The sequence below is a fragment of the Nocardioides sp. genome, from assembly GCF_050246775.1.
Classification (GTDB): Bacteria; Actinomycetota; Actinomycetes; order Propionibacteriales; family Nocardioidaceae; genus Nocardioides.
Genome location: NZ_JBFWVK010000001.1, coordinates 330,554 through 343,173 on the forward strand (window position 1 = coordinate 330,554; position 12,620 = coordinate 343,173).

At 69.9% G+C, this 12,620-nt stretch carries 17 protein-coding genes; 5 read left to right on the forward strand and 12 right to left on the reverse strand.

Features of this window, described 5'->3' with window-relative positions:
* The first annotated feature begins 40 nt into the window (after positions 1–40).
* Both AB7I40_RS01640 and AB7I40_RS01645 read left to right on the forward strand, forming a co-directional pair.
* Entirely contained in the window at positions 41–409 is a 369-nt protein-coding gene (locus AB7I40_RS01640; protein ID WP_428346669.1) for a hypothetical protein, read from the forward strand.
* Positions 406–1,737: a hypothetical protein gene (locus AB7I40_RS01645; RefSeq protein WP_428346668.1), complete on the forward strand. Its 1,332-nt coding sequence runs from the start codon at positions 406–408 to the stop codon at positions 1,735–1,737. The genes AB7I40_RS01640 and AB7I40_RS01645 overlap by 4 nt, the downstream gene beginning before the upstream one ends.
* Here AB7I40_RS01645 and AB7I40_RS01650 read toward each other — a convergent pair.
* A complete protein-coding gene (locus AB7I40_RS01650) occupies positions 1,700–2,944 on the reverse strand; it encodes an AAA family ATPase (RefSeq protein ID WP_428346667.1) in 1,245 nt (414 codons plus the stop codon). The genes AB7I40_RS01645 and AB7I40_RS01650 overlap by 38 nt on opposite strands.
* 28 nt (positions 2,945–2,972) lie before the next feature.
* On the reverse strand, positions 2,973–3,641 hold the full coding sequence (locus AB7I40_RS01655; protein WP_428346666.1) for a hypothetical protein: 669 nt from the start codon (positions 3,639–3,641) through the stop codon (positions 2,973–2,975).
* Positions 3,642–3,766: 125 nt separating this feature from the next.
* On the opposite strand from AB7I40_RS01655, the gene AB7I40_RS01660 reads away from it, so the two are divergent.
* Complete coding sequence (locus AB7I40_RS01660; RefSeq protein WP_428346665.1) at positions 3,767–4,009, forward strand: helix-turn-helix domain-containing protein; 243 nt, start codon at positions 3,767–3,769, stop codon at positions 4,007–4,009.
* 12 nt (positions 4,010–4,021) lie between these two features.
* On the opposite strand, the gene AB7I40_RS01665 is transcribed toward AB7I40_RS01660, so the two are convergent.
* Genes AB7I40_RS01665 through sigE form a run of 3 tightly spaced genes read right to left on the reverse strand, consistent with a single transcriptional unit; the run spans position 4,022 to position 6,524 of the window.
* Positions 4,022–5,440 carry a S1C family serine protease gene (locus AB7I40_RS01665; RefSeq protein ID WP_428346664.1) on the reverse strand — a complete coding sequence of 473 codons (1,419 nt, stop codon included), beginning with the start codon at positions 5,438–5,440 and terminating at the stop codon, positions 4,022–4,024.
* Positions 5,437–5,937: a hypothetical protein gene (locus AB7I40_RS01670; RefSeq protein ID WP_428346663.1), complete on the reverse strand. Its 501-nt coding sequence runs from the start codon at positions 5,935–5,937 to the stop codon at positions 5,437–5,439. The genes AB7I40_RS01665 and AB7I40_RS01670 overlap by 4 nt, the downstream gene beginning before the upstream one ends.
* On the reverse strand, positions 5,934–6,524 hold the full coding sequence (sigE, locus tag AB7I40_RS01675) for an RNA polymerase sigma factor SigE (RefSeq protein WP_428346662.1): 591 nt from the start codon (positions 6,522–6,524) through the stop codon (positions 5,934–5,936). Before sigE ends, AB7I40_RS01670 begins: the two co-directional genes overlap by 4 nt.
* A 193-nt stretch (positions 6,525–6,717) precedes the next feature.
* Between sigE and AB7I40_RS01680 the strand changes: the two genes are divergently transcribed.
* A complete protein-coding gene (locus AB7I40_RS01680) occupies positions 6,718–7,371 on the forward strand; it encodes an O-methyltransferase (RefSeq protein ID WP_428346743.1) in 654 nt (217 codons plus the stop codon).
* Between the two features lie 17 nt (positions 7,372–7,388).
* Here AB7I40_RS01680 and AB7I40_RS01685 read toward each other — a convergent pair whose 3' ends face one another.
* From AB7I40_RS01685 to AB7I40_RS01695, 3 genes are read right to left on the reverse strand one after another with little or no spacing between them, the layout of a single operon-like run.
* The gene (locus AB7I40_RS01685) at positions 7,389–7,727 is read right to left on the reverse strand and encodes a hypothetical protein (RefSeq protein WP_428346661.1); all 339 of its coding nucleotides are present in this window, start codon (positions 7,725–7,727) and stop codon (positions 7,389–7,391) included.
* Positions 7,724–9,259, reverse strand: a complete 1,536-nt coding sequence (locus AB7I40_RS01690; RefSeq protein ID WP_428346660.1) for a leucyl aminopeptidase family protein — start codon at positions 9,257–9,259, stop codon at positions 7,724–7,726. The genes AB7I40_RS01685 and AB7I40_RS01690 overlap by 4 nt, the downstream gene beginning before the upstream one ends.
* A 5-nt stretch (positions 9,260–9,264) precedes the next feature.
* Complete coding sequence (locus AB7I40_RS01695; RefSeq protein ID WP_082599809.1) at positions 9,265–9,432, reverse strand: DUF3117 domain-containing protein; 168 nt, start codon at positions 9,430–9,432, stop codon at positions 9,265–9,267.
* Positions 9,433–9,553: 121 nt separating this feature from the next.
* Here AB7I40_RS01695 and AB7I40_RS01700 point away from each other — a divergent pair, with 121 nt between their 5' ends.
* A complete protein-coding gene (locus AB7I40_RS01700) occupies positions 9,554–10,348 on the forward strand; it encodes an enoyl-CoA hydratase-related protein (RefSeq protein ID WP_428346659.1) in 795 nt (264 codons plus the stop codon).
* A 3-nt stretch (positions 10,349–10,351) separates the two neighbouring features.
* Here the strand turns inward: AB7I40_RS01700 and AB7I40_RS01705 are convergent, their stop codons facing one another.
* Genes AB7I40_RS01705 through AB7I40_RS01720 form a run of 4 tightly spaced genes read right to left on the reverse strand, consistent with a single transcriptional unit; the run spans position 10,352 to position 12,602 of the window.
* Entirely contained in the window at positions 10,352–11,128 is a 777-nt protein-coding gene (locus AB7I40_RS01705; RefSeq protein ID WP_428346658.1) for a M14 family zinc carboxypeptidase, read from the reverse strand.
* A gap of 2 nt (positions 11,129–11,130) precedes the next feature.
* Positions 11,131–11,562 carry a hypothetical protein gene (locus AB7I40_RS01710; protein ID WP_428346657.1) on the reverse strand — a complete coding sequence of 144 codons (432 nt, stop codon included), beginning with the start codon at positions 11,560–11,562 and terminating at the stop codon, positions 11,131–11,133.
* A gap of 15 nt (positions 11,563–11,577) precedes the next feature.
* Complete coding sequence (locus tag AB7I40_RS01715) at positions 11,578–11,865, reverse strand: DivIVA domain-containing protein (protein ID WP_428346656.1); 288 nt, start codon at positions 11,863–11,865, stop codon at positions 11,578–11,580.
* Positions 11,862–12,602 (reverse strand): TIGR00730 family Rossman fold protein, encoded by a 741-nt coding sequence (locus AB7I40_RS01720; RefSeq protein ID WP_428346742.1) that lies wholly within the window; start codon positions 12,600–12,602, stop codon positions 11,862–11,864. The genes AB7I40_RS01715 and AB7I40_RS01720 overlap by 4 nt, the downstream gene beginning before the upstream one ends.
* Between the last annotated feature and the right edge of the window lie 18 nt (positions 12,603–12,620).

The window sequence follows — 12,620 nt, forward strand, 5'->3', positions numbered from 1 at the left end:
CTGACAGAGGAAACGCCCCTCATCCCCCGCAGGAGAGATCGTGACACGTCCCGGCAAGATCGCTGCCACCCTGAGCGCGCTCGCACTGGCCGTCACCCTGACGGCGTGTGGCGGTGATGACGAGGGCGGAGCCGGAGCCGATGCCGCACCGAAGAAGATCGAGGTCACCTTCGACGGCGACTCCGTGACACCCAACGGCGAGCGGATCGAGGTGGCGACCGGCCAGGAGATCGAGCTCGAGGTCACCGCCGACGAGGCGGGCGAGATCCACGTCCACTCCTCCCCCGAGCAGGAGCTCGAGTACGACGCCGGCGACTCCACGGTGACCTTCACCATCGACCAGCCGGGCGTCGTCGACGTGGAGTCGCACAACCTCGACAAGGTCATCGTCCAACTCGAGGTCAAGTGACGACCAGCGGCGAGCGGCTGCTGGCGCACGGCATCGGCGGGGCCAAGGACCTGCCGATCCCCACGGAACTGGCCATCGCCGGTGCCGTCGCGGCCCTGACCGTCTCGTTCACGGTGCTGGCCCTTGCCTGGCGCACGCCGCGGTTCGGTCGGTCGCGCTCCCACCCGGTGCCCGAGTGGCTGAGCGCCGGCGTCGACTCCGCTGCGTTCGCCATCCTCGCGCGGGGGTTCGGATTCCTGGTCTTCGCCTGGGCGATGATGGCGGCCGTCTTCGGCAAGGACGTCGCGATCAACCCGTTCCTGGGCATGTTCTACGTGCTGCTGTGGGTGGCGGTCGTGCCCCTGTCGCTGGTGCTGGGCCCGTTCTACCGGGCGGTCAGTCCGGTGCGCACGATCAACCTGCTCTTCGCGAAGGTCACCGGTGGCGACCCCGAGGAGGGGCTGTTCCGCTATCCCGAGCGCCTCGGCCAGTGGCCGGCAGCCGCCGGGTTGTTCGCCTTCGTCTGGATGGAGCTGGTCTACCCCTCCTCCACCGAGCTCGGGCCGGTCCGCCTGTGGTTCGCCCTGTACGTGGCAGTCATGCTGATCGGTGGCGCCCTCTTCGGCAACCGTTTCTACGAACGCGCCGACCCCTTCGAGGTCTACTCGACCCTGGTCGGTCATCTCTCGATCTGGGGTCGCGACGACGACGGCCGACTCGTGATCCGCGTCCCGATGGCCAACCTGGCTCGGGTGCCGCCGCTGCCGGGGCTGGTCGCCGTCGTTTCGGTGCTCTTCGGGAGCACGGCTTTCGACTCGTTCAAGGACTCGAACGTCTGGTTGCGCCACATCCAGGACTCGTCGGTGTCGCCGTTCGTGCAGAACAACCTGATGCTGATCTCGTTCTGCCTCGTGGTGGGCGTGCTGTTCTCGGTGGCCACGGCAGCGACCGGCGTGGAGGCCGGCCAGCGCCGCTCCGAACTCCCCTCGCTGTTCGCGCACTCGATGGTGCCGATCGTGGTGGGCTACATCGCGGCCCACTACCTCAGCTATCTGATCGAGGTGGGCCAACTGACCGTGATCCAGCTCAGCGACCCGTTCACCCGGGGCGACAACTACCTGGGAACGGCGAACTGGTCGGTCAGCTACTGGTTGTCGGAGCAGCCGACGCTGCTGGCCACGACCAAGGTGGTGGCGGTGGTGGTCGGACACGTCCTGGGGGTGGTCGCCGCGCACGACCGGGCCATCGAGCTGTTGCCCAGACGCCACCAGCTGACCGGTCAGCTGCCCCTGCTGATCGTGATGGTCGGGTTCACGATCTCGGGTCTCTACCTGCTCTTCGCAGCCTGAGCCGGCGCTCCTGCGGCCGCGTGGGAGCCAGGTCCGCGAACAGGGCACCGGCCACGGCCTCCACCGCGCGGACCAGCGCCGAGTCGCCGGCCTCGACCAGGGTCCGTCCCGCGATCAGCGCACGATCGACACCGATCCGGTCGTCGGGCAGGAAGTGCAGGCCGCTGACCCGCGAGAAGCCCGTGACCATGCCGGCGATGTCGGCCTCCGACCAGCCGAGGCTGGAGCGCATCCGGTTGATCACCACCCGGACCGGGCCGCCCCGGGTGACCTCCTTGAGCTCGACGAGCCCCCGCGCGAGCCGGGAGAGGCCCACTGGATCGGCCGCTCCCACCACGACGATCTCGTCCGCGGCGGCGAGCCCACCCAGCGTCATCGAGTTGCGACCGGGCACCGTGGAGAAGTCGGTCATGGGCTCGGTCTCCAAGGAGAAGCCGGTGTCCACGATGACGTGGGATCCAGCACTCGCGATCTCGAGGACGTGCTCGATCGCACCCGGCCTCACCTCCGTCCAGCGGTCAGGTCGCGGCAACCCCGTGATCACGTGCAGCCGGTCCGACACCTTGCGTTGCGCAGCCGGGAACCGGCCCTCCAGATCGCCGGCGGCCGACCACCGGGCACACGACAACAGGCCGGAGACCTCGTCCATGATCCCGAGGTGCTGCGCCACCGCGCCGCCGTAAGGGTCCGCGTCCACCACCAGCGCCGGCAGGTTGCGGTGCGCCAGCACAGCTGCCAGGGCCAGCGCCACCGTGGTCCGTCCCGGTGCACCGCCGGGCCCCCAGACCGCGACGACCCGTCCAGGCGACTCCTGGTCGGGCACCGCTTCGACGGCGTCCGTGGGACGCTCCACCCCGGACCCGGGCGCCGGCTCCTGCGTGGGGTGCAACACCGCCTCGGCAAGCCTGGCCAGGTCATCCTGGGTGATCAGCGTGGTGACCCCGACCCGGGCGGCACGCGCGGAGGCAGTGTCGTCGAGCCCTGCCACCACGGCCACCGTGCGCACCCGGTGGCGGCGCAGGTGCTCGACGGCTGCCGCGTCGAGGCCGTGTGACTCCAGCCCGACGACGGCCACGTCAGCCTGTCCGGCCGTCGCAGCCGCGAGAAGTTCGTTGACGTCGACGCACCGTTTCAGCACCACGACCCCAGGCTGCCCCGTCAGCAGTCCGAAGGCTGCCGACTCCCACGCCGCTCCCGACGCGACCATGAGGACGCACACCTTGTCCACGAGACGGTCAGCCGCGCTTGACGAGGTAGAGGTTGTCGGTCTTGGCGGCTTGCACCATCACGGCCAGGTGGTCCGGGTCGACGTCGGCCGGAATCGCCACGGTCACGGCCCGCGCCCCGCTCCCGGCCAGGCTGTCGGCAGCGGTTGCCAGGTCGGTCACGAGTACGTCGCCCAGCACCAGGCGTGCCCGAGCGTCCGTCTGGCCGGACTGCTGCTTCTCCACTGAGGTCACGTAGACCTCGACGAGGTCACCGGTGGCCAGTCCGGCGGGAACGCCCGGGCCGGTGAAGAGGACGGTCACGGTGCGCTGCGCCGTGTCGGCGGCGACCCCGAGCGCCGCCCTCGGCAGGAGCTCGCCGGCTGCCACCGGCCGGTCGAGGGTGGCCGCATCGGGCAGCGGCGCGCTGGCGCTGAGGTAACGGTCAGCATCCGCTGGATCGACGAAGCGCACGTCGTGGGCCGTCAGGTCGTCCTCCTGCACGACCTCCCCGATCCCCACGTCGTGGGAGACCGCCCACACCGCAACCGTGTCGTCGGCGCTCGCCAGCACCCTGGAGCCGAGGACGACACAGGCAGCCACGATCGCCAGCCCCGTCCAGAGGCGTGGATCTCGCCAACCGGGGCGGGTGACTCGGTGGGCTGAGGGGGTGAGATCTGACCCGGGATTCGTGCTCACGGAGAGCATCATGCAAGGTCAGCACTGATTGGTCACCCCCACTTTCCACAAGCTGGGGATCGGCTGTCCACAATGCCCCGAGTTGTGTGGGGCTGGGGTGGACTCCTCATGGCAGAGTTGTCGTCATGACCGGTTCGCCGCGCTTCCTGACCCTGGCCGACGTGGCCGAGATCCTCAGCACGTCGAGCGCCCAGGTCTACGCGCTCGTGCGTCGAGGAGACCTGGTCGCCATCAAGATCGGCGGCCGCGGCCAGTGGCGGGTGGAGTCGTCCCAACTCGAGGCCTACATCGAACGCGCCTACAACGATGCCGCCACGTTCGTGGCCGAGCACCCGTTCCTGGAGTCCGAGTCCAAGTCCGAGTTCTGAACCGTCGAGCGGTCAGCCGTCCTCACCCGACAGAGTGACCTCGACGTCGCGGGTGTCCCCGTCACGGTCCACGGTGAGGGTGATGGTGTCGCCTGGACGGTGGGTGCGGATCTGGACGATGAGGGAGGCACCGTCGGTGATGCTCTGACCGTCGACGGCGGTGACCAGGTCGCCCTTCTCGAGCCCGGCGTCGTCAGCGGGGGTGTTCGACATCACCTCGTCGATGACCGCGCCCCGCTTCCCATCCTGGTCTCCGGTGAGCACCTTGGCGCCGATGACCGGGTACTGCGCCTTGCCGGTCTTCAGGATCTGGTCGGCCGTGGTGATGACCTGCTCCACGGGGATGGCGAAGCCGACCCCGATGTTGCCGGACTGGGTGCCGGTGGAACTGCCGCCCGTGGTGGCGATGGCCGAGTTCACCCCGATCACCTGGCCCTGCATGTTGACCAAAGGCCCGCCGGAGTTGCCGGGGTTGATGGCCGCATCGGTCTGGACGGCGTTGATGTAGGAGGTGTCGTCAGCACTGTCTCCGGTGGTGACGGGGCGGTTGAGCGCGCTCACGATGCCGGAGGTGACGGTCTCGTTGAGCCCCAGCGGAGAACCGATGGCGACCACCTGGTCGCCGACGTTCATCGCCTTGGAGGCCCCCAGTGAGACCGGCTGCAACTTCTTGGCCTCCGGCACGTAGAGCACCGCGAGGTCGTAGACCGAGCTGCGCCCGATCAGCTCCGCGGTGTACTGACGACCGCTGTGGTCGACGATCTCGATGTCCCCACCGTCGGCCGCGCCCGCGATCACGTGGTTGTTGGTGATGATGTGCCCCTGCTTGTCGAACACCCAGCCCGAGCCGGTGGCGCCGAGGGGCTGGCCGTCGAGGTCGGCCATGATCTGCACGGTGCTGGGCAACAGGGCCTTCGCGACGGCCGCGACCGACTCGTTGCCGGCCTCGATCGGCGGCACCGACACCGTGTCGACACCGTTGATCCCGTTGTTGACCGTCCCGTTGTCGTCGGCGTCCTGCAATGCCTGGACGGCGGCGCCACCGAGCGCACCGCCGAGAAGTCCCACGACCAGGGCCAGTGCGGCCACGCCGGGCCAGACCCAGCGCGACACCTTGCCTCGCACGGGTGCCGATGTGTGGGAGGGCTGGTCGTACCCCTGGTAGGCCTGCTCGTAGCTCTGGCCGTATGCCTGGCCGTAGCCCTGTCCGGCCACCGGATAGCCCCAGGTCGAGGTGGGCGCCTCCGAGGGCTGCTGGGGCGAGGGGTAGGACGCTCCGGCGTACGGCGCCGGCAGGTCGGCAGGCAGCTCAGCGGGCTGATCGGCAGGCGGGTCTGCCGGGGGCTCGGACGGCGTAGGCGCGCCCCAGCTCAGCGGCTGGGTGTGCTCGTGGCCGTCCCCGTGGGGCGGCTGGTTGCTCTGATCGGTCACAGACCCATCCTGAACGTGTTCGCCACCTTGCGGATCATCTGTTTCGCCTCACGGTCGCTGACGTCGGTCCCGGTGCTGGGCCGCCCGGGCTGCACACCCGGCGTGCTGAGCAGGCTCGCCGGCGGAAGTCGCCGCTCGATCGTGGGCGCCTGGGCCGGGGCGGCGCTGAACGCCAGCACCCCGAACATGGCGGCGCCGACGGTGCCGGCTCCGATCGCGGCAAGGCCACCGAAGCGTCGGTTGCGCACCGCTTCGGCGGCGTGCTCGGGGTAGCGAGCCAGGGCGGCCGGGCTGCACAGCGAGCCCTTGAGTCCCTGCGGTGCCTCACCGGAGTGGGCCAGGGACAGCCCGAGGAGCTGACGCTTGATCCATCCCTCGCGCTCGACCGCGGCCCGACACGTGGCGCACGTGTGCACGTGAGCCCACGCACGCTCCTCCTCGGCCGCACCCATCTGGCCGTCGACCAGCGCGCCCACCCGGGCGCCCAGATGCATCATGAGGTCGCCAGCTTGGTGAGACGCGGGCGCGGGATCCGGGGGCCGGAGTAGCGGGTCCTCCCCTCGGCGGGGGCGCGGTGGGCAAGCGCGTCGCGCAGCATGGCACGGCCGCGGTGGATGCGAGAGCGCACGGTGCCGAGCTTGGCATCCATGATCTCCGCGATCTCCTCGTAGGTCAGGCCCTCGACGTCGCAGAGCACGACGGCGGCCCGGAAGTCGGGAGGGAGTTGGGCGAGCGCACGCTCCACGTCGTCGTCGAAGCTGCGCTCGGCGTAGGCCTCGTCAGGAGAGAGGTTCGCGCTCTCGAGCCTGGCCTCACGCTCCTCCGACAGCGCGTCGAACCGGATCCGCTGCTTGCGGCGGGCCTGGTCGAGGAACAGGTTGGTGGTGATCCGGTGGAGCCAGCCCTCGAAGGTCCCTGGGGTGTAGGTCGACAGGGATCGGAACACCCGGACGAACACTTCCTGGGTCAGGTCCTCGGCGTCAGGACGGTTGCCGGTCAGGCGGTAGGCAAGCCGGTAGACGCGATCGGAGTGCTGTTCGACGATCTCGTCCCAGGTCGGGATCTCGCTCGCCGTGCTCTCCATCGAAGGCTCCTGTGATGTGGTGCGGATCAGCATCTGACCTCTCACGCTAGAGACGGGATCTGAGAGGAGCCTGTGAGAACACACGGTCCTTGGTGTGAACAACGACCGAGCACGTCACTCTGTTCCGGATCCGGCCCACCGAACGCGGTATCGTCGTGGCGTTCAGGAACCGGCACCGACTCAGGAGGCCCCCATCACCAGCCCGATCAAGCCAGCCAGCTGGACCTACGCCGAGGAGTTCGTCGCCGAGGACGAGGTCCTGGCGGCCGCCCGAGCCCGCGCCGAGGAGGTCGGAGTCAGCCCCATCGGCAACGGCGGCGGTGCCGCCCTGCGTTTCCTGGCCTCGATCCTGGAGGCTCGCGCCGTCGTCGAGATCGGCACCGGGACCGGCGTGTCGGGGCTGTGGTTGCTGCGCGGCATGCGCCCCGACGGTGTCCTGACCACCGTCGACATCGAGACCGAGCACCAACGGCTGGCCAAGCAGACCTTCGCCGAGGGCGGGATCGCTCCTCAACGAGCTCGCACCATCTCCGGCGCTGCGCTGGAGGTGCTGCCGCGACTCACCGACGGCCACTACGACCTGGTCTTCTGTGACGGCGACAAGAGGGAGTACGACGCCTACCTGCGCGAGGCGCTGCGGCTGCTGCGTCCGGGCGGGATCGTGGCCTTCGACAACGCACTGTGGCACGACCGGGTCGCCGATCCGGCCCAGCGTGACGAGGAGACCACCGCGATCCGAGCGTTGGGTCGCGAGATCACGGAGACTGAGTCCCTCGTGCCAGTGCTGTTGCCCGTGGGAGACGGACTGCTGGTCGCCAAGAAGGAATGGACTCCCGAGTCCGACTGAGACGTGATGGCCGCCGCTCAGGCGCGCGGCGTGGCCTCGAAGCCGTCCCAGCCCTCGGCGACCGCAACGATGTCACAGGGTTCGATGAGGATCGGGGGCGCGCCGACGATCTGGGACCCAGGGGCGTCCGCGGCGCCGGCGGAGAAGGTGGCCTGGAACTCCGCTCGCGCCTCGTCGGAGACGAAGACGTAGCAGCCCTCGAACCACTCCCCGGCCCGCATCCGCCAGGTCTTGAAGCGCAGGCCGGCCATCCCGGTGAATCGCGCGTGCGAGGTGTCGGCGACGTACGACGCCAACGCCTCCTCGACACCCTCCGGCGCTTCGGCCAACGACCAGCGAACCGTCAGACCCTTCACGAGCCCACTCCCTTCAGCGGCTCCTCCTGGCGCAACCACGCCAGGAGAGCGCGAGCGCCGAACCCGGTGGGTCCGGTCGTCCATTCGTAGTTCTCGGTGGGAGAGTCACCGAACGACGCGACGTCGAGGTGAGCCCAGGGCACGTCCCCAGCGAAGTGCTGGAGGAAGAGCGCCGCCGTGATGGCCCCCGGTGTGCCGGCCGCGTTGTCGGCGTCGGCCACCTTCGAGGCCAGCTTGTCCTCGTAGACGCTCGCCAGCGGGAAGCGCCACAACGGCTCGCCGGAGGCTGCTCCAGCGGTGGCGATCAGGCTGGCCAGGGCCTCGTCATTGGAGAAGTAGCCACCCGTGCGCAAGCCCAGCGCGATCTTCATGGCACCGGTGAGGGTGGCCACGTCGACCAGGACGTCGGGAGCCAGCTCGGCCACGGCGTAGGCCATCGCATCGGCCAGCACGAGGCGACCCTCCGCGTCGGTGTTGGTCACCTCGGTGGTGCGGCCGTTGTAGTGCCGGACCACGTCGCCCGGGCGCAGTGCACTGCCGCTGATCGCGTTCTCGGCAGTCGGGATCAACCCGGTCACCCGGACCGGACACCCCACCTCGGCGAGCGCACCCAGGGTGGCGATCACGACGGCGCCGCCGGTCATGTCGCGCTTCATCGTCGCCATCGCCTCACCCGGCTTGATCGACAGCCCGCCGGAGTCGAAGGTGATGCCCTTGCCCACCAGCACCACGTGAGCCGTGGAGCTCGACACGCCGCGGGGGGTGTAGTCGAGCTGGATCAGCCGGGGCGGGGTGGCGGAGGCCCGGCCGACACCCACGAGCGCGCCGAACCCCGCGGCCGCGAGCTCGACCTCGTCCCAGACCCGGAACCCGAGCCCAGCGGCATCCGCGACGGCCTGCGCCTGATCGGCCAGCCACTGCGGACTCTTGACGTTGGAGGGCACGGTGGCCAGCGCCCTGGCCCGCCAGCCGGCGCCGCCGAGGGCAAGCGCACGCGTCAGGGGGGCCTCGCGCCCCGCGTGGGCTCCGGCGAGCACGATCTGGGCCACCGGCCGGGAGGTCGGGCCGTCCTGGCGCCAGGCGAACCCGAAGGACCCCAGCATGGCGCCGACGACGAAGGCCTCGAAGCCCTCGTCGGGCACCACCGAGGCGACGGTGGTCGCGACGCTGGCCCGGCCGGTCATCGCCCTCGCCAGAGCGGCTCCGGCCCGACGCAGATCCGCCGGGGTCTGATCGCCGACACCGACGAACGCGACCAGGGCGAGGTCATCCCGGCCCAGCACGGGGTGAGTCGTCACCTCACCGGCGGCCCCGGTCGCCGCGTGGTGCTCCAGCAGCGCGAACCCGTCGAGGTCGAGCAGGTCGAGCAGCTCGCCGGCTCCCGGCCCCAGGGTCAGTGGTTCGCCGGGCAACACGGGGACGGCCAGCGCCTCGACACCCCGCAAAGCATGCGGAAGCAGAGCGCTGAGTGCGAACTCGGGGGGAGAGACCTGCGGTGGCAGGACAGCGGCGTGAGACTCCGAGATGGCCACGCCCGTCAGCCGACGACGTCCTTGAGCGCATCACCGAGTGCGCCGGCCTCGTCGGCGTTCAACTCCACGACCAGACGGCCACCGCCCTCGAGCGGGACTCGCATCACGATGCCGCGCCCTTCCTTGGTGACTTCAAGCGGACCGTCGCCCGTCCGCGGCTTCATCGCCGCCATGCGCGCACCTCTTCTTTCGTCGTCACGCGCCGGTCGGCGCAGTACGCAGCAACCATTATCCCTCATGGAGAGCCTCGCCCTGACCACTACCCTGAACAGACCCGTCACCGAGAGGTCCACCATGCCCGAACAGCCCGTGTCCTACGTCGTCACCGACGGCGTCGCGACCATCACCCTCAACCGTCCTCAGGCCATGAACAGCTTGGACCTCGCGACCAAGGAGGCCCTGCTGGCCCGGGTCCAGGAGGCTTCGGCCGACGCCGCGGTGCGGTGCGTGGTGCTCACCGGGACCGGACGGGGCTTCTGCGTCGGGCAGGACCTGAAGGAGCACATCGCCCTGCTGGCCGCCGACCCCGACGGCGCGTTGTCCAGCACCGTCGAGAAGCACTACAACCCCATCGTCACCGCCCTGGCCACGATGCCGAAGCCCGTGATCGCCGCGGTCAACGGGGTGGCTGCCGGCGCCGGAGCCTCGTTGGCCTTCGCCTGCGACTTCCGGATCCTCGTCGAGTCGGCAGGGTTCAACCTGGCCTTCACCGGGGTGGCGCTGTCCTGCGACACCGGTTCCTCCTGGACCCTGCAGCGGCTCGTCGGTCACGCCAAGGCCATCGAGCTCCTCTACCAGCCCACCACGATGTCAGCAGCCGACGCACTCGCCCTGGGTCTGGCCACCACCGTGGTCCCGGCCGAGGAGTTCGCGGCCACCGTGGATGAGCTGGCCACCCGCCTGGCCGCAGGTCCGACCGTCTCCTACGGGGCCATCCGTCGTTCCGTGGCGTACGCCGCCGGGCACAGCCTCGAGGACTCCCTGGCGTTCGAGGCGACGATGATGGCGGCCACCGGATCCACCGAGGACCACCGCAACGCCGTCGCCGCGTTCGTGGCCAAGGAGAAGCCGGTGTTCACCGGGCGTTGAGCCTCAGCGCCGCCCGCCCAGGGCACGCAACAGCTGGCGCGGTGCCGTGACCCGCATGCGGTGCCGGCCCGGGTGGGCGCCGTACTCGACGGTCACGGCCGCGCCGGGGAAGTTGTGGTTGTACCAACCCGTCATGGTGCCGTGACACACCCCGGTGCAGTTGAAGTTCTTCAGCGGCAGGTTGAGGTGCCGAGACAGCCGCCGGGAGAAGGCCGGGAGCTTGGTGTCGGTGTCCACGCCGTTGAGTGGCTGGTGGAAGCTCACGATGCGCCGGGGGCGGATGTCGCGCAGGAACCTCATCGCTGCTTTGGTCTCGGGCTCGGAGCCGGGTCGGGGACCCGATTCGTAGCTGCCGTCCAGATCGCGCCAGCTGTAGGGGAAGTTGCGGTTCAGGTCCACCCCATGGGCGTTCTTGCGAGTGTGGCGCACCAGCCCGTCGGGGTTGTAAGACGGCAGGATCCACAGGTCGATGCCCCGCACCGGGGGACCGTCGCGCAACGAGCGCAGGATCTGGCGCGGAGCGCCCTCATTGCCGTGCATCCCTGAGATGACCAGCACGACCGGTCGACCGGGCTTGCCCAGGCGGTAGGCCACGATGGGGCGATCCTTCGCGGATCGGCCGATCACCCGCGTCTCGAGGACTGCCGGACGCGTGGCGAGACTCGGTACGGCGGCCCGGGGCGGTGGGGGCTGCGCGACCCCTACGGCGATGCTCTCGGTCCCGGCCAGCACCGTGCTCGCCAGCACCGTGGCCAGGAAGAGGGGGATCAATCGAGACATCGTCACACCGCCGAACTCAGGTAGGCCCACGTGAACACCACGACACCGACGAGCACGCCCAGATGCGCGAGCAACGACAACCAGGGGCCGAGGCCGGAGGAGTCGATGGCCGTGTCCCCCGCATGCCTGCCACGACTCGGCAACCAGCGCGCCAAGGTCATCAGCCCGACCAGGGCCGTGACCCACCAGAAGAACAGCGCGATGATGCCCACCAGGGAACCCCCGGCGAACGTCTCCTCGTCGGCCACCAGGAAGACCACCCAGATGACCAGGGCCAGCACACCTGCCACCGTGTGCAGGTTCAGGAGGCCGCGACCCATCGGGAACGCACCGGAGGCCAGCGCCCGGGCGAGGCGGACTCGGGTCAGGACCACGACGAGACCGGCCAGCGCAGTCAGGACGTAGACGACGTTGACGAGGACGGGCGTGGACACGACAGGCAGTGTGCCCTAGACGGCCTCGTCGTCGCCACGACCGGCCGCAGTGCGGTCACGTTCGATCTGGAGCTCGCGGGCCAGCCGGTCGAGCAGGGCGTCGACCTCGGAGACCCGATAGCCCACGAGGGCGGTCGAGAACCGGACCGCGCGCAGGTCGGCGGCCTCGAGCGGTCGATCCGCCGGGACGAGCGCGTCGGGGCGATCGTCGTAGGCCTCGGCGAGCGGCGTACCCCGGCCGGACGCGACGGCCGCGACGCCACCGAGTGCCAGCACCACCAGGATCGCGAAGAACCACATCATGACTCGGACTCCTCCCGTTCGGCTCGCGACACCACGGTGAGACCGTGGTCGGCCTGCGCCTCCACCATGAGCTCGACGACCTGGTCGATGTCGTCGGTCACGGTCAGCATGTCGAGGTCGCGCTGCGAGATCTTCCCGTCGGCCAGCACCGTGTCGGTGAGCCAGCCCATCAGTCCGCTCCAGTAGTCGACCCCGATCAGGGCCACGGGGAAGGACGTCACCTTCTCGGTCTGCACCAGCGTGAGCGCCTCGAAGAGCTCGTCCAGGGTGCCCAGGCCGCCGGGCAGGACGGCGAAGCCGCGCGAGTACTTGACGAACATCGTCTTGCGGGCGAAGAAGTAGCGGAAGTTGATGCCGAGCTCGACCCACTCGTTGAGGCCGGTCTCGAACGGCAGCTCGATGCCGAGGCCGACGCTCTTGCCGCCGGCCAGACTCGCCCCTTTGTTGGCCGCTTCCATGGCACCCGGGCCGCCACCGGTCAGCACTGCGAAACCGGCCTGCACCAGTTTGCGGCCGAGCTCCTCACCCAAGGCGTAGTACGGGTCGTCGACCGCGGTGCGGGCAGACCCGAACACCCCGATCGCAGGCCCCAGCTCGGTCAGGGTGCCGAAGCCCTCCACGAACTCGGCCTGGATCCGCAGCACCCGCCACGGGTCGGTGTGCACCCAGTCGGAGTCGCCCCGCGAGTCCAGCAGTCGCTGGTCGGTGGTGCCCCGGTCGATGCGGGCGCGCCGCATCAGGACCGGGCCCTTGTA

Bases quoted from the DNA above. Each gene is read 5' to 3' on its own strand.
- AB7I40_RS01720 (WP_428346742.1), bottom strand. From the start codon at position 12,602: ATGCGGCGCGCCCGCATCGACCGGGGCACCACCGACCAGCGACTGCTG.
- AB7I40_RS01705 (WP_428346658.1), bottom strand. From the start codon at position 11,128: ATGTCTCGATTGATCCCCCTCTTCCTGGCCACGGTGCTGGCGAGCACG.
- AB7I40_RS01700 (WP_428346659.1), top strand. From the start codon at position 9,554: ATGCCCGAACAGCCCGTGTCCTACGTCGTCACCGACGGCGTCGCGACC.
- AB7I40_RS01715 (WP_428346656.1), bottom strand. From the start codon at position 11,865: ATGATGTGGTTCTTCGCGATCCTGGTGGTGCTGGCACTCGGTGGCGTC.
- sigE (WP_428346662.1), bottom strand. From the start codon at position 6,524: ATGGAGAGCACGGCGAGCGAGATCCCGACCTGGGACGAGATCGTCGAA.
- AB7I40_RS01670 (WP_428346663.1), bottom strand. From the start codon at position 5,937: ATGATGCATCTGGGCGCCCGGGTGGGCGCGCTGGTCGACGGCCAGATG.
- AB7I40_RS01695 (WP_082599809.1), bottom strand. From the start codon at position 9,432: ATGGCGGCGATGAAGCCGCGGACGGGCGACGGTCCGCTTGAAGTCACC.
- AB7I40_RS01650 (WP_428346667.1), bottom strand. From the start codon at position 2,944: ATGGTCGCGTCGGGAGCGGCGTGGGAGTCGGCAGCCTTCGGACTGCTG.
- AB7I40_RS01660 (WP_428346665.1), top strand. From the start codon at position 3,767: ATGACCGGTTCGCCGCGCTTCCTGACCCTGGCCGACGTGGCCGAGATC.